The sequence below is a fragment of the Erwinia sp. AC075 genome, from assembly GCF_979253995.1.
This window is the reverse complement of sequence record NZ_CEEDEU010000001.1, coordinates 469,717-487,640: the sequence shown is the minus strand read 5'-3', so window position 1 is coordinate 487,640 and position 17,924 is coordinate 469,717. Positions and strand designations below refer to the sequence as shown.

Sequence of the window (17,924 nt, the reverse complement as noted above, 5' to 3'; positions counted from 1 at the left end):
TTGTTAAGCAGATGAGTGTTATGGAACAGGAAACGCTTGCCCCGCTGATTTTAGTGGTTGAAGACGAACCCAAACTTGGCCAGCTGATGGTGGATTATCTTCAGGCGGCCAATTATCGCACCCACCATCTTCTGCGTGGAGATGAGGTGCTGGACTGGGTAAAACAGACGCCGCCGGACATGATCCTGCTGGACCTGATGTTACCCGGCATGGATGGCCTGACGGTTTGCCGCGAAATTCGCCGTTTCTCCGATTTGCCGATCATGATGGTCACTGCCAAAACCGAAGAGATCGATCGTCTGCTTGGGCTGGAAATCGGTGCGGATGATTACATCTGCAAACCGTTCAGCCCGCGTGAAGTGGTGGCCAGGGTTAAAACCATTCTCAAACGCTGCAAGCGGACGCCGGAAGAAGCGCAGAAAGCCTCACTGCTGGTCATCGATGAAAATCGCTTCCAGGCCAGTTGGGACCAGGGCCCACTCGATTTGACGCCTGCTGAGTTTCGTCTGCTAAAGACGCTGGCTCAGGAGCCTGGCAAGGTGTTCTCCCGGGAAATGCTGCTTAACCATCTTTATGATGATTACCGCGTGGTCACCGACCGGACCATCGACAGCCATATAAAAAACCTGCGCCGTAAACTGGAGCTGCTGGATTCCGACCAGCCCTTTATCCGCGCGGTCTACGGTATGGGTTACCGCTGGGAAGCAGATGTCTGCCGTTTGATCTAGGTCAATTTACATTCCCCATCCCAACCTCTACAATTCCCGCAAATTTTGTAAGGCCGTCACTGACGGCCTTTATCGTTTCTAAACAGAAACCAATCATTCGACGTTTTTTGCCCCTTTTTACTGCCGACTCTTACCCATTTGGATTTCGGGTTGCAGCAAGGCGGCAAGCAGCTTCATCCCCAGGAGCTTACTGAAGTAAGTGACTGGGGTGGAGCTGAGCAGCCAACGCAGCTGCAGCCCGAAAGACATTGGGTAACCTAAAGAGATACTCATAGTGAAACCGGAATTATTATCCCCCGCCGGCACCCTGAAAAACATGCGCTTCGCCTTCGCTTACGGCGCTGACGCCGTCTATGCCGGCCAGCCACGTTACAGCCTTCGGGTGCGTAATAACGAATTCAACCACGAGAACCTGGCGCTGGGCATTAACGAAGCGCATGCGCTGGGTAAGAAGTTTTATGTGGTGGTAAATATCGCGCCGCATAACGCCAAGCTGAAAACCTTTATTCGCGATCTGCGCCCGGTGATCGAGATGGGCCCGGACGCGCTGATCATGTCCGATCCGGGCCTGATTATGCTGGTGCGTGACGCCTTTCCGCAGATGGACGTGCATCTTTCGGTGCAGGCTAACGCGGTGAACTGGGCAACGGTAAAATTCTGGCAGCAGATGGGCCTGACGCGCGTGATCCTTTCGCGCGAACTGTCTCTGGAAGAAATCGCCGAGATCCGTGAGCAGGTGCCTGAAATGGAGCTGGAGATTTTCGTGCACGGCGCGCTGTGCATGGCCTATTCAGGCCGCTGTCTGCTTTCCGGCTACATTAACAAACGCGATCCCAATCAGGGAACCTGCACCAATGCCTGCCGCTGGGAGTACAAGGTGCAGGAAGGCAAGGTGGATGATGTTGGGCAAATCGTGCAGCAATACCAGCCGATCCCGGTGAAGACCGTTGAGCCCACACTCGGCGCCGGTCAGCCAACTGACAAAGTCTATTTGATTGAAGAAGCGATGCGCCCTGGCGAACAGATGACCGCTTTCGAGGATGAGCACGGCACTTACATTATGAACTCGAAAGACCTGCGCGCCGTGGCGCATGTTGGTCGTCTGACGCAAATGGGCGTGCATTCGCTGAAGATCGAAGGCCGCACCAAGTCGCATTACTACTGCGCGCGCACCGCCCAGGTGTATCGCCGGGCAATTGATGATGCCGCGGCGGGCAAGCCGTTTGATGAGTCGCTGCTCGGCACGCTGGACGGTCTGGCGCATCGCGGCTACACCGAGGGTTTCCTGCGCCGTCACACCCACGACAGTTACCAGAATTATGACTATGGCCATTCTGCCTCTGACCGTCAGCAATTCGTTGGTGAATTTACCGGTGAGCGTCGCGGAGACAAAGTGCTGGTTGAGGTGAAGAATAAGTTCAGCGTCGGCGACAATCTTGAGCTGATGACCCCAGCAGGAAACGTTAATTTCGATCTGCCTGAGATGGAAAACACCAAGCTTCAGCCCACTCTCGTCGCGCCTGGCAACGGGCATTTTGTCTGGATCAGCGTGCCGGAAGATATCGATCTGACGTTCGCACTGTTAATGCGTAACTTCCCGGATTCATCGGCAGAACCGGCGATCGATGCAGTTGGATCAACGGCTTACGCCGATCCGGCTGCCCGTTGATTGTTCCAGACTGGATGGAAGGTCGCACCGGCTAGCGCAATAAAGTTACTTCGGGTTACTTTTATTAGAATTTGATCACATAACCCCAGGCCTTTTCTGGCTAGAATGCGCCTTGTCAAAAACGAGAATTCGAAACGGCAGTCTTTATCAGGAACCACCTCCTTGGCCCGTCCGGCTCCCCCGGACGGGCTTTCTTTTGCCTGCGCGGCCTGGTTTTTCGTTGAGGGTGCAAAATGTGCTATAACTGAAGCACTTTTGGGCCTGAACGGGTCAGCACTGACGGGAAAACAGACATGGAACAACCAATTACGCTGGTGATACTGAACGGCAAAGGCGCAGGCAATGAAGACCTGCGTGAAGCCATTTTTACGCTGCGCAAGGAAGGTTATCCCATTGAGATCCGCGTCACCTGGGAACACGGAGACGGCGAGCGTTACGTGCGCGAAGCCGTAGCAATTCAGGCTGAGACCGTGGTAGCAGGCGGCGGCGATGGCACCATCAATGAGATTGCCACGGCGTTGGCGAAACTCGATGCCTCACAGCGCCCGGTGTTGGGCATTATCCCGTTAGGCACCGCCAATGATTTTGCCACCTCTGCCGGTATTCCGCAGGAGATGGAGAATGCGTTACGGCTGGCGATCGTCGGCAAAGCGACCCCGATCGATCTGGCACGGGTAAATCAGACGCACTATTTCATCAATATGGCCACTGGTGGTTTTGGCACCCGCATCACTACCGAAACGCCGGAAAAGCTGAAATCCGCATTGGGTGGCGTCTCCTACTTTATTCATGGGCTGATGCGTATGGATACGCTAAAAGCAGACAGTTGCGAGTTGAGCGGCCCGGACTTCCGTTGGGATGGCGATGCATTGGTGATCGGCATCGGTAATGGACGTCAGGCGGGTGGCGGTCAGAGGTTGTGCCCGGCCGCCCTGATCAATGATGGCAAGATTGAGGTCAGCATTGTCACCTCCAAAGAGATCCTGCCAACGCTGTTAAATTCGGTGATCGGGGGTGATGATGACAATCCCAATATCATTCGCGCCTCTCTGCCGTGGTTAGACATCACCGCGCCGCACGAGATGACTTTTAACCTCGACGGCGAACCGCTGAGTGGAAAATCATTCCACATTGAAGTGATGCCCGCCGCCATCGCCTGCCGTCTGCCGCCGTCGTGCGAGCTGCTGGCATAGGGTTAGGGTTTAGGGATAAGTTGCCTGCCTGGCTGGTGCCAAGGTCAGGGAGATTTGACCGCTGAGCGTTAGCAAGTTGTCTGGCTGATCGGGTGGTTTGCTCAGGGAGATTTGACTGCTGAGCGTTAGCAAGTTGTCTTGCTGATCTGGTGGTTTGCTCAGGAAGAGCAGGGTGAACGCAAAGTCGCCGTGCACCCATCCCTGGGGGCTCAGCAGCGGCATCCCTGCCGCTGATGCTTTGCTATCACCCTGCTCTCCCTTCCCCTAAGCTTCATTGTTGCCTGTTTGATAAGGGCCACACAAATCAACATCTATACCCAAACCAACATCGTTATCCCTTCCCATGTCGCTGTTCATTTCGCCATCGACTTTCCGGTTGCCCTTGACCTGTGTATCCCCTCAATTAGCTCACAACGCCGATGTTATAAGGTGGCAGCATAGTGCACGTTAGCCGAGTGTCTGCCGCAGGGATGCGGCAGCCAAGCCCCCAGGGAGGGGTTCACGGCGTCTCGGATAACGTGCACTATGCGGACGCCCTGACACCGAAGCCCTCTTTGCCCTTAACAAAAGAATCCCCACAAAAATCTAACCCTCTCATCTTCCATAAACTGCATTTTCACTACCCTTGCTCTTGACCTGTGTGACCATCAACCTGAACAAAAACGCCGATGTTATAAGGTGGCAGCATAGTGCACGTTAGCCGAGTGTCTGCCGCAGGGAAGCGGCAGCCAAGCCCCCAGGGATGGGTTCACGGCGTCTCGGATAACGTGCACTATGCGGACGCCATGACACCGAAGCCCTCTTTGCCCTTAATCCCTTAGTCCCCGCCTTAGCAATTAACAATCTCCCCCAAACCCACCACCCTCAGTAACAAATGTGATCCCCGTCGAACATCCGACACTGGCACCTTGTATGGTAGTACGCCAGAGCGTATTTTTTCAGCATACTAAGTCCATAAGGAAATGCCATGAAAAGCATCGTCATCGAACGCCCGGGTGAATTGCAGGTCCAGGATCGTCCTGAACTGACTCCTGCCGCTGGCGAAGTCAGAGTGAAAGTTCAGTACGCCAGCATCTGCGGATCGGATGTGCATATCTGGCATGGCCATAACCCGTTTGCCCGCTATCCTCGCGTCATCGGCCATGAGTTCTTTGGCCGCATTGATGCGGTGGGTGAAGGTGTCGATGCGGCCCGTATCGGCGAACGCGTCGCCGTTGATCCGGTGGTCAGCTGTGGCCATTGCTACCCGTGCTCCATCGGCCGCCCTAACGTTTGCAGTGAACTGCAGGTGATTGGCGTGCATCGCGATGGCGGGTTCAGTGAGTATGCGGTGGCTCCTGCGGCCAATGCCTATACGCTGCCGGAAAGCATCCCGGACAAACTCGCCAGCCTGGTCGAACCGTTCACCATCGCCGCGAACATCACCGCTTTCCTTAAGCCGCAGCCTGATGACGTCGCGCTGATCTTTGGATCCGGCCCAATGGGATTAACCGCGATTCAGGTGCTGAAAGGCGTCTATAAGGTGCGCAAAGTGATTGTGGCGGACCGCCTGCCAGAACGCCTTGCGATGGCGAAAGCCAATGGCGCTGACGTGGTGCTGAATAACAGTGAAATCCCGCTGGCTGCTCAGCTCGAAGGCGAAATGCCGACGCTTATCATTGACGCCGCCTGCCATCCGGCAATCCTCGCGGAAGCCGCTGCGCTGGCCTCGCCTGCCGGACGTATCGGCCTGCTGGGCTTCTCGGGTGAAGCCTGCTCGATTACTCAGCAAAGCCTGACCAGCAAGGAACTGTCACTGTTTACCTCACGTCTCAACAGCCATCGCTTCCCTGAAGTGATTAGCTGGATGGAACAGGGCCTGATCCAGCCAGAAAAGCTGGTCACTCACTACTTCCCTCTCGCAGAAATTGAACACGCGATGACGCTGTTCGAAAAAGATCCACGTAGCTGCTGTAAAGTCATCTTAGCCGTGGAATAAACCCGGGCTTGCCGGTGCCTCACCGGCAAGAAAAGTCACCACTATTATAAGAATAATCAAGGAATTACTATGTTCAAAAACCTACGTTGGACTATCGTACTTCTGCTGTTTATGGTCTACATGATCAATTACCTCGATCGTGTTGCCCTCTCGCTGACGGTACCGATGATCGAAAAAGATCTGATGCTGAATGCCGAACAGTTCGGCCTGATTTTCGGCAGCTTCTTCTTCGGTTACGCCATCTTCAACTTCATCGGTGGCCTGGCGACCGACAAGTTCGGCCCGACCATCGTGATGGGCGTGGCGGTTGGCCTGTGGTCTCTGTTCTGCGGCCTGACGGCGGTGGCAACCGGCTTCTGGTCAATGCTGATCCTGCGCGTGCTGTTTGGTATGGCTGAAGGCCCGATCTGCGCCTCGGCGAACAAAGCCATCAACGGCTGGTTCCCGAAAAAACAGGCCGCCACGGCCATGGGCTTCCTCAGCGCCGGCTCGCCTCTCGGTGGCGCGGTCGCTGGCCCAATCATCGGCTATCTGGCACTGGCATTCGGCTGGCGTCCGGCGTTCATCATCATTTGCTCGGTCGGCATCGTCTGGATGATTGCCTGGTTCCTGATTGCCTCCGATAACCCATTGAAAAGCCGTCGCGTTAGTCAGGATGAACGTGCCCTGATTGCCAAGCTGAAAGAAGAACAAACCACGCCGGAAGATGAGTTAGCGCAGGCGGCTCACGGCCTGGGTTACTACCTGCGCCAGCCGATTATCCTGGTTACCGCATTTGCCTTCTTCTGCTACAACTACATCCTGTTCTTCTTCCTGAGCTGGTTCCCGGCTTACCTGGTGCAGGCGCACAACCTCGATATCAAATCGATGAGTATCACCACCATGATCCCGTGGATCGTCGGCTTCGTTGGCCTGGCGCTCGGCGGACTGATTTCCGATAAAATCTTTAAAATCACCGGTAAGCTGCTGCTTTCACGAAAAATTGTGCTGGTCGTCTCGCTGCTGGCCGCTGCTATTTGTGTGGCGCTGGCAGGTTCTGTAAAAGGGACCTATCCAGCCGTGGCGCTGATGTCGGTTTCGATCTTCTTCCTGTACATCACCGGTGCCATCTACTGGGCGATTATCCAGGATGTGGTGCACAAAAGCCGCGTCGGCGGGATCAGCGGATTCATTCATCTGATCGGCAGCCTGTCTGGCATTGTCGGCCCGATTGTGACCGGCTATATCGTCCACCACACCGGCAAGTTCGACAGCGCCTTTGTGCTGGCGGGCGCGGTCGCAGCACTCGGTGCAGTACTGGTGTTCTTTGTTATCAAAAGCCCGAAGACGCAAAATAAAGCGGTTTCAGTGTGACATTCAGCGCGGGTTCTCCCGCGCCGTAACAGAAGGGATTATTGATGCTTTCACTTGACCATCTTTCTGCGGACGTGGTCCGCCCGGATTACGACCGCCAGAAGCTCAAAACGCGCATGGTGCATATCGGCTTTGGTGCCTTTCACCGTGCACATCAGGCCGTTTGTAGCGACAGACTGGCCAGCGAACGCGGCAGTGACTGGGGGTACTGCGAAGTTAACCTCAACAGCGGCGAACTAATTCAGGCCCTGAAACAGCAGGATTACTGCTATACCGTGGCCGAAATGTCCGGTGACCAGATGGCGCTGCGGGTGATTGGCGTGGTGAAGGACGCTCTGCATGGCAAATCAGACGGCATTGATGCGGTAATTGAAGCGCTGGCGCAGCCGGACGTGGCAATCGTTTCGATGACGGTGACCGAAAAAGGCTACTGCTACGAACCGTCCAGCGGCAAGCTGGATCTGGCGCACCCGTCGATTGTCCATGACCTCGCTCATCCCGACGCCCCCACTTCCCTGCCGGGCATTATCCTTGCCGGCATCGTCCGTCGTCGCGAACGCAACCTGCCGCCGCTGAGCGTGATGTCCTGCGATAACATGCCGGAAAATGGCCACGTTACCCGCAACGTGGTGCTTGGTCTGGCGGAAAAACAGAGTCACGAACTGGCGGAGTGGATTGCGCAGCACGTCACCTTCCCTTCCACCATGGTCGATCGCATTGTGCCGGCGATGACGGACGAAACCCATGCGGCGATGCGCGACAAACTCGGTTGCGACGATCCGGTCAGCGTAGTGTGCGAACCCTTCCTGCAATGGGTGATTGAGGACAACTTTGTCAGCGGCCGTCCTGAATGGGAAAAAGCCGGTGCAGAGCTGGTCAGCGACGTGCTGCCATTTGAAGAGATGAAACTGCGCATGTTGAACGGCAGCCACTCCTTCCTCGCTTACCTCGGTAATCTGGCCGGATATGAGCACATCAGTGATTGTATGGCTGACCCCTACTATCGTCAGGCCGCCCTGAGTCTGATGCTGGACGAACAGGCGCCCACCCTGAGCACTCAAGGCGTCGATCTGCCGGCGTATGCCAACTCGCTGATCGCCCGTTATGAAAACCTGGCGATTAAACACCGCACCGCGCAGATCGCTAACGATGGTTCACAAAAACTGCCCCAGCGCTGGCTGGACAGCATTCGCTGGCACCTGAAGCATGGCGGCAGCTACGACTTACTGGCGCTGGGCGTGGCGGGCTGGATGCGTTATGTCGGCGGTGTTGATGAGCAGGGTCAGCCGATTGAAATCCGCGATCCGATGCGCGATCGGCTGGCGCAACGCGTTGCAGAAACGGCGGATGGCGAGGCGCGGATTGCCGCCCTGCTGTCGTTAAAAGCGGTATTTGGCGAAGATCTGGCCGCTGAACCGGCATTCGTCGCAAAAGTGAACCATTTCTATCAGCTTTTACGCGAAAAAGGCGCCAAAGAGACGGTAAAAATTGCCCTGACGCAGGCTTAAGCGAATAAGCGCTGGCGAAGAGCCAGCGCCCTGTTTAGACTTAGACTTTCGTCCAGAAGGTATAGGGATATTACTCAATGTCTACCGCTTATATCATTACCGCCAACGAACCGGTAAATCAGCAAATTTACCGATTCCTGCGCCAGGACATCGTGACCTGCGCGATCCCACCGGGTTCGCTGCTGTCAGAAAAAGAGGTTTCCTCGCGGTTCAGCGTTTCACGCCAGCCGGTGCGTGAAGCCTTTATTAAGCTTGCCGAAGCTGGGCTGGTGCAGGTTTTGCCCCAGCGCGGTACCTTCGTACGCAAAATTTCGGCCAAGCGCGTGGCGGATGGACGTTTTATCCGTGAAGCGGTAGAAGTGGCGGTGATCCGCCGGGCGGCTGTCGAGGCCTCTGCCGAATCGCTGGCCCAGCTTGAACACAATCTTCAGCTGCAGAAAATGGCCGCTGAGCGTCATGACAGCCAGGCCTTTTTACTGCTCGATGATGAGTTCCATCGCCTGATTGCGCAGAGCATAAACTGCGAGCTGTCATGGGAAACGGTCGAAAACATTAAAGCGGCCATGGATCGGGTGCGCTTCCTGACGTTAAGCAAAGTCTCCCCGCCGGAAAGCCTGATCCAGCAACATCAGGAGATTTATCAGGCGCTGGTTGCCAAAGATGTCGACGGCGCCGAGCACGCCCTGCGCCGTCACCTTCAGGAGATGATTTTCTCCATCACGCCGATTGCTGAGCAAAACAGCGAGTGGTTTGAAAAGCCGCTATAACGCTGGCCATCTCTGCGTCGGATAGAGTGCCATGCGGATATTGAACAGATAGAACAGCGGCCTGAACAGCGCCATATCTGCACGACACAATGCCTCGGTCTTAACCAGCAGCTGATTCAACTCCATCAGCAACGATTGCGGCGGCTCAAGGTGAATATCCTTGAGCCGCTTTTTAAAGTACTGATTAATCTCAAACATCACCGCATCGGTTTCCAGCTGATGGTCTTTGATAATCGCCTGATGCCTGGCGTAAAAATCGTAGCAGTTCACCCCAAGCCAGATTTCGGTAATCAGATTGCCCCCCAGCGCCACGCCGGGCGAAGGATCGATGCGGTTACGCGGCAGGATGACGTTGATTTTATCGATCATGCTGGCGACATACTGCTGACGCGACAGCAGCGAAGAAGCGTTGATTTTGATTTCGCCGGTGAACTGCAGCAGTTCCTTAATCCCTTTACGCAACACGCGTCTGGCAGACCAGGCCGGCCTTCTGTTACGGATAATGGCCGTGACCAGCACCGCCAGTAAAATGCCCACCACGGTTGAGATCGAGGCATTAAGGATCGACAGCAGGTCGGGCTGCAAATCGTGCGTCATGCCGATAAAACCGGGGATCTGGGTGGCGATAATCAGCCCGATAAAGTTGGTCGACGGATTGGCGATGACCAGTCCCAGCGCCAGCAGTCCCGGCGCCAGACAGATAATCAGTGATTCAAAGGTTACGGTCATCGGGATCAGCAGCCCGACGTACAGCACGCTGATCACAATGGCGATCAACACCCCTTTCAGAAACACCTTCATCGAAGCGATCGGGCTGTCCATCGCCGCGAAGAACGAACAGACAACCGCGGCTATCATCGGCGTCGATGCGCCATCTTTCCAGCCGGTGCCAATCCAGAAAATACAGCCGATCATCGTGGCAGTGAACGCGGTGAAGGCCGATAGCAGGATCAGCCCTTTATCGCGGTGCTTCCTGATCAGCTTAAGCCTGCCGCGCTTTTTCTCCGGCAACAGCTGGCTGACGCGCTCGCGGGCGTTGAAATAGGAATCGGCTATGCGGATAAAATTCAGCAGCCTTTCCAGTAACCCAATCAGCAACAAACCTTCTTCCGCGTTCATTTCACCGCGGCCATACAGCGCTTTGATCTGCTCCTGCGAGGCAGTGATATCTGCCTCAATTGACTGTGCCTGCCCGCTTTGTTCCGGGCTGTTCAGCCAGACAAGGAAGTGACTGAACGACTCGGCGACAAAATCCGGGAAGGTGATGCCCTGCTCCGCCAGCAGGCTCAGGCGCTTCTCAATCGCGGTCAGCGTTGGGATCAGATAGGAAAGATGCTGATACTGCGCGCTGACCAGACGGATGAGCTTGCGCGCGGAGTCGCCTTCATACACGCAATGGGTGATCAGGGTTTCAACCGCCACCGGATAGTTCGCCATCTGCACCAGGATTTGATCCCTTTCGGGCGAGCTCTCTTTCGATTCAATGGTCAGCAGTTCGGTGCAGACATTCTTTGCAGTGTCGAACCAGTTACTGACGCTGTTTTCCAAAAGATTGCGCATCCGTACCGGGAAAACCAGCATATGCACCAGGCTGCTGCAGATAATCGCCACGGTAATTTCTTCGATACGGGAAATCACCGTATAGGTGATCGACAGCGGCGTGGTGACATCGGCAAAGCCCATGATCGCCGCGCTGTAGCCTGCCAGCATAAACACGTAGCTCTTCGGCGTGCGGTCATGCAGCGACAGATACAGGCAGCAGGCAACCCACAGCGAAACGCAGAGGCTGAACAGCATCGGATGGGTAACGGTAATCGGGTAGATCAGAAAGATAAAGATCCCGCCCAGCACGGTGCCAAGAAAGCGGAACAAGGCTTTCGACAGGGTGGAGGCAGAATACAGCTGTGAAATCACGTAAACCGAGACCATGGCCCAGGCCGGTTTATCCAGGTTTAGTTTCAGCGCGATATATAAGGCGATAAAGGCGGCAATGCAGGTTTTAACGGCAAATAACCACGCATTTTTAGATAACCACTTCATTATTTACTTCACGGCTCACGTCAGACTAAAGCGCTATTTTAGCGATTTTCAGGCACGAGTGGAGAGGCTTAAGCATCGATAGTTTGTAACAAAATAATCACATAGGGTGAAAGATAAGGGGCTAATCATTGTCAACCCCTTATCGTTAGCGATTAAGCAATGGTGACGTCTTTCGCCAGATAGACATCCTGCACCGAATTGATCAGCGCCACGCCATCCTTCATCGATTTCTTAAAGGCTTTACGGCCCAAAATCAGCCCCATACCGCCCGCACGCTTGTTGATCACCGCGGTGCGCACTGACTCGGCGGTATCGGTTTCACCTGCCGCTGCGCCACCCGAGTTAATTAACCCGGCACGGCCCATATAGCAGTTTGCCAGCTGGTAACGCACCAAATCGATCGGGTTGTCGCTGGTTAATTTGCTGTAAACGCGCTCGTCGGTTGAGCCGAACTTCACCGCGTTATACCCACCATTGTTTTCCGCCATCTTCTGCTTGACGATATCGGCACCGATGGTGGCCGCCAGATGGTTAGCCTGACCGGTCAGATCCGCGCTGGCATGGTAATCCACACCCTCTTTCTTGAAGTCATTGTTACGCAGGTAGGCCCACAGTACGGTGACCATACCCAGCTCATGAGCGCGCTCAAAGGCGACGGAGATTTCTTCCAGCTGACGACGCGACTGTTCAGAACCGAAATAGATGGTGGCGCCCACGGCAACCGCCCCTAAGTTAAAGGCCTGATCGACGCTGGCATACAGGGTCTGATCGTATTGCGTGGGATAGCTGAGGGTTTCGTTATGGTTCAGTTTGACCATAAACGGAATGCGGTGCGCATAACGGCGCGACACCGAGGCCAGCACGCCATAAGTGGAGGCCACGCAGTTACAGCCCGACTCGATGGCCAGCTCGACGATGTTCTTTGGATCGAAATAGAGTGGATTGGCAGCAAATGACGCGCCCGCCGAGTGCTCGACGCCCTGATCGTCCGCTACCACCAGCGATGAAAATGGTGCACCGGGCCGATGCCCTTGCCGACTTCCAGCGAATCGGCCTGCTCCAGCGCGCCCTGTAACCAGCCCTTGGCGTCCTGCACCGTCGACACCCAGTTATCATGCCGGGGTCGCAGCGCGGCCAGCGCAGCGGAAAGCGTACAGCCGGTGCCATGGGTATGCTTTGTTGGCACGCGCGGCGCGGTAAAACGCTGCTCCAGCTGGCGGCTGAACAGCCAGTCCGGGCTTTCGGCATCGCTCAGATGTCCGCCTTTCATCAGCACCGCCTGGCAACCCAGCGCTAACAGCGCCCTTCCCTGTCGCCGCATCTCATCTTCGTTAGTGGCAACCGGACACTCCAGCAGCGCCGCCGCTTCCGGCAGATTTGGCGTGATCAGTGAAACGTGCGGCAACAGGCACTCACGCAGCGTGGCAACCGCCGTCGGCGAAAGCAGCGGATCGCCACTTTTCGCCAGCATCACCGTATCCAGCACAATCCACGGCACGGACGAGGCCTTCAGTCCTTCAGCCACCACCTTGACGATATCGCTGCTGGCTAACATGCCGATTTTTACGCTGTCGATGCGCACGTCGCTCAGCACGGAATGTAATTGTGCCGCGACAAAGTCGGGCTCAATGCGGTAAACCGACAGCACGCCACAGGTATTCTGCGCCACCAGCGCGGTGATCACGGTGGTGCCATAGGCACCCAGCGCCGAGAAGGTTTTCAGATCGGCCTGAATGCCCGCGCCACCGCTGGGATCGGTTCCGGCAATGCTCAGTGCGTTGATGCGCTTCATCCCTGAACCTCCAGAGTGAACAGCTCGTCGAGGAACAGCGCAACAAAACTGCCGGGACCCGCTGCCGCCATCGCCGCGCGTTCGCCTGCCAGGCTCATTATCCGGCAGGCGCTGGCAACGTGCGTTAACCGGTCGCCAGGCAGCGCGGCAAATCCGGCCACCACCGCCGACAACGCGCAGCCGGTGCCGACCACGCGGGTCATCAACGGCGAACCGCCAGCCACAGCCAGCACCCGTTGGCCATCGGTGACGTAATCCGTTTCCCCGGTGACCGCAACGATAGCGCCGGTGGTGCTGGCCAGCAGACGAGCGGCGTCCAGCGCCAGCGCCGAGTCATGCAGGCTGTCGACGCCGCGCCCGGAGGTTGCCTGGCGCGCCAGCGCCATGATTTCCGAGGCGTTGCCGCGAATAGCCGCAGGACGGTGTTCCAGCAGCTGCTGACAGAATTCAGTGCGGAAGGTCAATGCGCCGACGGCAACCGGATCCAGCGTCCAGGCACGCTGCGCCTTTCCGGCCGCGTGCACAGCGGCCAGCATCGCTGTACTGCGGGAATGGGTGAGCGTGCCGACGTTGACCAGCACGGCATCGGCAATGGCGCTGAACTGCGCGGCTTCGTCGGGATCAATCACCATCGCCGGCGATGCGCCCAGCGCCAGCAACACGTTGGCAGTAAAAGTCTGCACCACATCGTTGGTCAGGCAGTGAATTAACGGCGATTTTTCACGGAAGAGGTGGAGCGACGCCACGGCATCCGCCGCGACAAAGGTATGAGGTTGGTTCATGGTACAACTCCCAACCGGCGATCAAGAAGGCGATGCGGTCAGGCATCTGACTTCCCTCCGCTGGCATTATCCAGTTCAGGTTCGACGGGTTTTTCTCAGCCCTTTCTTTGGAAAGAAACGGCACCCCGAGTCATTTACTACGTGCTTTCAGCCGCCAGATTACGGGATGGCGCTTTTCTTTACCATCCCCCAGGCGTTAATCAGATCAACATTCCACCGCTACACCGGGATGCGGCGACCGATCTCCACCACACGGTCACTGGGCAGGTAGTAGTAGTCGGTCACATGCATGCCATTGCGCGCCATCCAGCTGAAAATCACGCGCTGCCAGGCCGGCAGGCCGCCGCTACCTTCGCGTGGGATGATGTTTTCATGGCCCAGATAATAGGTGACATGCTCGGTATCCAGCTCGCAGTTATCCAGTTGCGGATAGCGTAACAGTGCAGGGATGTTGGGCCGCTCCATAAAGCCATACACCGCCAGCGCGTGCCAGAAGCCCGGCGCAAGCTGGGTGACGGTTAAGCGCTCGTCGGCATTGATGCGCGGAACGTTGTCGATAGCGATCGTCAGCGACAGCACGTGCCCATGCAGTGAGCCGTTTCGCTTCACCTGCCACTGCATCACCGGCGGCGTGCCCTCTTTCTCCCGCGTCAGAAACACCGCCGTGCCCGGTACTCTGGGTATGGCTTTTTCTTCCAGCATGGCCAGGAAGTCGTCCACCGGAATAAATTTTTCGTGCACCGCCCTGCTCGCCGCTTCCACGCCGCGGTGCCAGAGCAGCATTACGCCGTACACGACCAGCGCCAGGATCAGCGGCATATAGCCACCCTCGAACACCTTACTCATATTGGCGACCAGGAAGCACAGGTCGATGACAAAGAACACGCCGGCAATCAGCAGGCTGGTGAGCCGGTTCCAGCGCCACACCTCATGCATCGCAACATACAACAGCCCGGAGGTCATGATCATCGTCAGCGACACGGCGATGCCATAGGCTGCTGCCAGCTTGTCGGAAGATTTGAAGAACACCGCGAGAAAGATGGTCACCACCATCAGCAACCAGTTAATCGCCCCGATATAGATTTGCCCGTAGCTCTCTTCGGTAGTCTGTTTAACCCGCAGCCTCGGCAGCCAGCCTAGCTGAATTGCCTGACGGGTCATGGAAAACGCACCGCTGATAATCGCCTGACTGGCAATGATGGTGGCGAGAGTGGCGAGGATCACCAGCGGGATTTGTAATACCGGCGGGCAAAGCCGGAAGAAGATATTTTGCGTCACGTCAGCACCTGAAAGCAGTAACGCTGCCTGTCCGGCGTAGTTGAGCAGCAGGCTGGGAAAGACGATAGCAAACCAGGCCAGCCAGATCGGCTTTTTGCCAAAATGGCCCATATCGGCATACAGCGCTTCCGCACCGGTGACGCAAAGGAATACGCCGCCGAGCACCAGAAAGCTGACGATGCCGTTGGAGAAGAGAAAGTCGATACCGTACATCGGGTTGAGCGCCACCAGCACCGCAGGATGCTGCACAATCCCCCAGATGCCCAGGCCGGCGATAACCGCGAACCACAGCGCCATAATCGGACCAAAGACTTTGCCAATCTTCGCCGTGCCCAGCGGTTGAATGGCAAACAGCGCCAGCAGGATCACCACCGCGCCAGGCAGGATCCAGGGTTGTGATTCCGGCAGGATGATGGTCAGCCCTTCAAGGGCAGAGAGTACCGAGATCGCTGGCGTGATCGCACCGTCGCCATAGATCAGCGCCGCACCAAAAAGCCCGGCAAACAGCACCAGCGGTCGCCGTTTATCCTTTCGTACTAATAGCGACATCAGCGCCAGAATGCCGCCTTCGCCATGGTTATCGATGCGCATCGCAAACAGGGCATACTTTACCGAGGTGATCATCACCATGGTCCAGAACAGCAGCGACAGCAGCCCGAGGATCACCTCCGGCGTGGGTCCTTCGCCCGACAAAGAGAGCACGGTTTTTAAGGTATACAGCGGGCTGGTGCCGATATCGCCAAATACCACCCCCAGCGCGCCGGCGGCAAGTACCGGCAGGCTAAGCGTATTTTCTTGTGTGTCCTGACTGGCGGTCATTGCGCCTTCCTTATGAAACCCCAATCTCTTTACACTGGCCTGGAGATGGGAAAGCGTCAACTTCGCCCAAGGACTCTTTTGGCTAACGGCCAACAATACGCTACTCTTGGGCATCATCCCGTCCTGAGCCGAGACAATACGCAACGCATTATGACCAGACCGCTTAATGAACAGTACGGCATCAGCGTGGCAGCGCTGAAGATGCTGCAATACCTGAAACAGATTTCACGCGGGGATCGGGGGTTTTCTATCCTCGACACCACGCTTAACCACCGTTGCAACGTGACGCCACCGGATAATTTTAAGGTGCTTGATGAGCTGTTTGAGGCCGGAAAAATTGACTACGACTATCGCGGCACCGGGCTTGATGGCGAACGGCATGTCAAGCCGGTCTGATAATCCCCGCGCGCGCCGGAGCCAGTCGTGAACGTTCGTCCCTTTACTGAGGCCGACCGCCCTTTCCTGCGCACGCTGTTTCTTGCGTCGCGCAAGGCAAACTGGCACTGGCTGGATGGCAGTGACTGGGCGCTGGAAGATTTTGATCGGGTCACGCTGGGCGAGCGCATCCTGGTGGCGGAAGACAACGGTCACCGCCTCGGATTTGCGGCGGTGTTACCTAACGATAATTTTCTGCACAGCCTGTTTATCGACCCCGACTGGCAGGGAAAGCACGTGGGCAGCCTGTTGCTGACCGCCGTGCAGGCGGCGTTCACCTCCACCGGCGCGTTGAAATGCATGAAGGCCAATCATCATGCGGTGGCCTTTTATCAACGGCATGGCTGGACGATAATTTCTGACGGCGAGAGTGAACACGGTGAGTACTGGCTGATGCATTTTGTGCGCTGAACGCTCTCCCGGCGATGAAACCGGGAGAAGGTGACTCAGACCGCGCGGAAGGCGATATCGGCAGGGATCACTTCCCCTTGCCAGTAAAGCTGGGCAGCCACCGCACCGGCCAGTTGGCGATACATCGCCGTAAACTCACTATCCGGACGACGCACCACCGTTGGCTGTCCATCATCCAGATCCTCACGCAACGTAATGTGCAGCGGCAGCTGGGCCAGCAGGCGCGTATGGTATTGCTCTGCTAATTTCTCCGCCCCGCCGCTGCCAAAAATAGCCTCGTGGTGACCGCAGTTGCTGCAAATATGCATACTCATATTCTCAACGATACCTAATACCGGGACGTTAACCTTCTCAAACATCACGATACCTTTTCGGGCATCCACCAGCGCGATGTCCTGTGGCGTGGTCACCACCACCGCACCGGTCACCGGCACATTCTGCGCCAGCGTCAGCTGAATATCACCGGTACCCGGCGGCATATCCAGCACCAGATAGTCGAGGTCCGGCCACATCGTTTCGTTCAGCAGTTGCATCAGCGCTTTGCTGGCCATCGGCCCACGCCAGACCATGGCGTTATCGTCCGTCACCAGATAACCAATCGAGTTGGTTGCCAGGCCGTGCGCCATAATCGGCGCCATATGCGTGCCGTCTGGCGAGGTTGGGCGTTCATCACGGGTGCCGAGCATGTCGGGGATCGAAGGACCATAAATATCGGCATCCAGCAGCCCGACTTTGGCTCCTTCAGCAGCCAACGCCAGCGCCATATTGACGGCGGTGCTGGATTTGCCCACGCCACCTTTGCCCGAGCTGACGGCAATAATGTTCTTCACGCCGGTGGCACCGGGATGATTTTTCACTCTTTTCAGCGTGGCTATATCGTGCGTCAAGCGCCAGCTGATGGCGGTGGCGCTGGTCAGACGTAACAGCTCGGCGCTGGTCGACTCTTTAAGCGCTTCAAAGCCGCTATGCCAGGCAAATGGCATCACCAAATCAATATGCAGGGTATTGTCCATCAACGCGCAGTGGTGCAACGCCTTCAGGGTGGTGAGGTTATGCTTCAGCGTCGGATGTTCAAAAGTGGTCAATGTGCCCATCACCATCGCACGCAGCGCTTCCGGTGAATGTTGACCCTGAGCTTGTACCGTCATCCCGGCTCCTTGTTTTCTTTATC

14 protein-coding genes, 1 pseudogene and 1 riboswitch are annotated in these 17,924 nt (G+C 56.5%); of the genes and pseudogenes, 9 read left to right on the top strand and 6 right to left on the bottom strand.

The window, feature by feature from the left end; all coding sequences use genetic code 11:
- Nucleotides 1-20: 20 nt before the first annotated feature.
- The 7 genes from baeR to AC0IXH_RS02235 all read left to right on the top strand — a co-directional run bounded on the left by baeR (nucleotide 21) and on the right by AC0IXH_RS02235 (nucleotide 9,196).
- Nucleotides 21-728: an envelope stress response regulator BaeR gene (baeR, locus tag AC0IXH_RS02265; RefSeq protein WP_013202974.1), complete on the top strand. Its 708-nt coding sequence runs from the start codon at nucleotides 21-23 to the stop codon at nucleotides 726-728.
- A 271-nt stretch (nucleotides 729-999) separates the two neighbouring features.
- Nucleotides 1,000-2,397 (top strand): prephenate-dependent tRNA uridine(34) hydroxylase TrhP, encoded by a 1,398-nt coding sequence (gene trhP, locus AC0IXH_RS02260; RefSeq protein ID WP_471721108.1) that lies wholly within the window; start codon nucleotides 1,000-1,002, stop codon nucleotides 2,395-2,397.
- Between the two features lie 293 nt (nucleotides 2,398-2,690).
- Entirely contained in the window at nucleotides 2,691-3,590 is a 900-nt protein-coding gene (yegS, locus tag AC0IXH_RS02255) for a lipid kinase YegS (protein WP_013202976.1), read from the top strand.
- A 967-nt stretch (nucleotides 3,591-4,557) separates the two neighbouring features.
- A complete protein-coding gene (locus AC0IXH_RS02250; protein WP_346594092.1) occupies nucleotides 4,558-5,568 on the top strand; it encodes a Zn-dependent oxidoreductase in 1,011 nt (336 codons plus the stop codon).
- 69 nt (nucleotides 5,569-5,637) lie between these two features.
- Nucleotides 5,638-6,921, top strand: coding sequence for an MFS transporter (locus tag AC0IXH_RS02245; protein WP_134824575.1), 1,284 nt, complete (start codon nucleotides 5,638-5,640; stop codon nucleotides 6,919-6,921).
- A gap of 44 nt (nucleotides 6,922-6,965) precedes the next feature.
- Nucleotides 6,966-8,429: a mannitol dehydrogenase family protein gene (locus AC0IXH_RS02240; RefSeq protein ID WP_346594090.1), complete on the top strand. Its 1,464-nt coding sequence runs from the start codon at nucleotides 6,966-6,968 to the stop codon at nucleotides 8,427-8,429.
- 77 nt (nucleotides 8,430-8,506) lie between these two features.
- Nucleotides 8,507-9,196: a GntR family transcriptional regulator gene (locus AC0IXH_RS02235; RefSeq protein WP_013202981.1), complete on the top strand. Its 690-nt coding sequence runs from the start codon at nucleotides 8,507-8,509 to the stop codon at nucleotides 9,194-9,196.
- Here the strand turns inward: AC0IXH_RS02235 and AC0IXH_RS02230 are convergent.
- The 5 genes and pseudogenes from AC0IXH_RS02230 to AC0IXH_RS02210 form a co-directional block, all read right to left on the bottom strand.
- The gene (locus AC0IXH_RS02230) at nucleotides 9,191-11,236 is read right to left on the bottom strand and encodes an FUSC family protein (protein WP_471719875.1); all 2,046 of its coding nucleotides are present in this window, start codon (nucleotides 11,234-11,236) and stop codon (nucleotides 9,191-9,193) included. The two genes, AC0IXH_RS02235 and AC0IXH_RS02230, sit on opposite strands and share 6 nt — an antisense overlap.
- A 152-nt stretch (nucleotides 11,237-11,388) precedes the next feature.
- Nucleotides 11,389-12,222 (bottom strand): annotated as a pseudogene (locus AC0IXH_RS02225) (class I fructose-bisphosphate aldolase); the annotation flags it as partial.
- Between the two features lie 5 nt (nucleotides 12,223-12,227).
- A complete protein-coding gene (gene thiD, locus AC0IXH_RS02220) occupies nucleotides 12,228-13,028 on the bottom strand; it encodes a bifunctional hydroxymethylpyrimidine kinase/phosphomethylpyrimidine kinase (protein ID WP_471719874.1) in 801 nt (266 codons plus the stop codon).
- Nucleotides 13,025-13,810, bottom strand: coding sequence for a hydroxyethylthiazole kinase (gene thiM / locus AC0IXH_RS02215; protein ID WP_013202985.1), 786 nt, complete (start codon nucleotides 13,808-13,810; stop codon nucleotides 13,025-13,027). The genes thiD and thiM overlap by 4 nt, the downstream gene beginning before the upstream one ends.
- Before the next feature lie 35 nt (nucleotides 13,811-13,845).
- Nucleotides 13,846-13,948: riboswitch (TPP riboswitch) on the bottom strand.
- 81 nt (nucleotides 13,949-14,029) lie between these two features.
- Entirely contained in the window at nucleotides 14,030-15,907 is a 1,878-nt protein-coding gene (locus AC0IXH_RS02210; protein ID WP_346594088.1) for a potassium transporter Kup, read from the bottom strand.
- A gap of 150 nt (nucleotides 15,908-16,057) precedes the next feature.
- On the opposite strand from AC0IXH_RS02210, the gene AC0IXH_RS02205 reads away from it, so the two are divergent.
- Nucleotides 16,058-16,303, top strand: a complete 246-nt coding sequence (locus AC0IXH_RS02205; RefSeq protein WP_013202987.1) for a hypothetical protein — start codon at nucleotides 16,058-16,060, stop codon at nucleotides 16,301-16,303.
- Between the two features lie 27 nt (nucleotides 16,304-16,330).
- Entirely contained in the window at nucleotides 16,331-16,753 is a 423-nt protein-coding gene (locus tag AC0IXH_RS02200) for a GNAT family N-acetyltransferase (protein WP_013202988.1), read from the top strand.
- A gap of 35 nt (nucleotides 16,754-16,788) precedes the next feature.
- On the opposite strand, the gene apbC is transcribed toward AC0IXH_RS02200, so the two are convergent.
- Entirely contained in the window at nucleotides 16,789-17,901 is a 1,113-nt protein-coding gene (apbC, locus tag AC0IXH_RS02195; protein WP_105760680.1) for an iron-sulfur cluster carrier protein ApbC, read from the bottom strand.
- Nucleotides 17,902-17,924 lie beyond the last annotated feature (23 nt).

Bases quoted from the DNA above. Each gene is read 5' to 3' on its own strand.
- apbC (WP_105760680.1), bottom strand. From the start codon at position 17,901: ATGACGGTACAAGCTCAGGGTCAACATTCACCGGAAGCGCTGCGTGCG.
- AC0IXH_RS02250 (WP_346594092.1), top strand. From the start codon at position 4,558: ATGAAAAGCATCGTCATCGAACGCCCGGGTGAATTGCAGGTCCAGGAT.
- AC0IXH_RS02210 (WP_346594088.1), bottom strand. From the start codon at position 15,907: ATGACCGCCAGTCAGGACACACAAGAAAATACGCTTAGCCTGCCGGTA.
- AC0IXH_RS02230 (WP_471719875.1), bottom strand. From the start codon at position 11,236: ATGAAGTGGTTATCTAAAAATGCGTGGTTATTTGCCGTTAAAACCTGC.
- AC0IXH_RS02245 (WP_134824575.1), top strand. From the start codon at position 5,638: ATGTTCAAAAACCTACGTTGGACTATCGTACTTCTGCTGTTTATGGTC.
- AC0IXH_RS02205 (WP_013202987.1), top strand. From the start codon at position 16,058: ATGACCAGACCGCTTAATGAACAGTACGGCATCAGCGTGGCAGCGCTG.
- thiD (WP_471719874.1), bottom strand. From the start codon at position 13,028: ATGAAGCGCATCAACGCACTGAGCATTGCCGGAACCGATCCCAGCGGT.
- baeR (WP_013202974.1), top strand. From the start codon at position 21: ATGGAACAGGAAACGCTTGCCCCGCTGATTTTAGTGGTTGAAGACGAA.
- AC0IXH_RS02235 (WP_013202981.1), top strand. From the start codon at position 8,507: ATGTCTACCGCTTATATCATTACCGCCAACGAACCGGTAAATCAGCAA.
- thiM (WP_013202985.1), bottom strand. From the start codon at position 13,810: ATGAACCAACCTCATACCTTTGTCGCGGCGGATGCCGTGGCGTCGCTC.
- yegS (WP_013202976.1), top strand. From the start codon at position 2,691: ATGGAACAACCAATTACGCTGGTGATACTGAACGGCAAAGGCGCAGGC.
- AC0IXH_RS02240 (WP_346594090.1), top strand. From the start codon at position 6,966: ATGCTTTCACTTGACCATCTTTCTGCGGACGTGGTCCGCCCGGATTAC.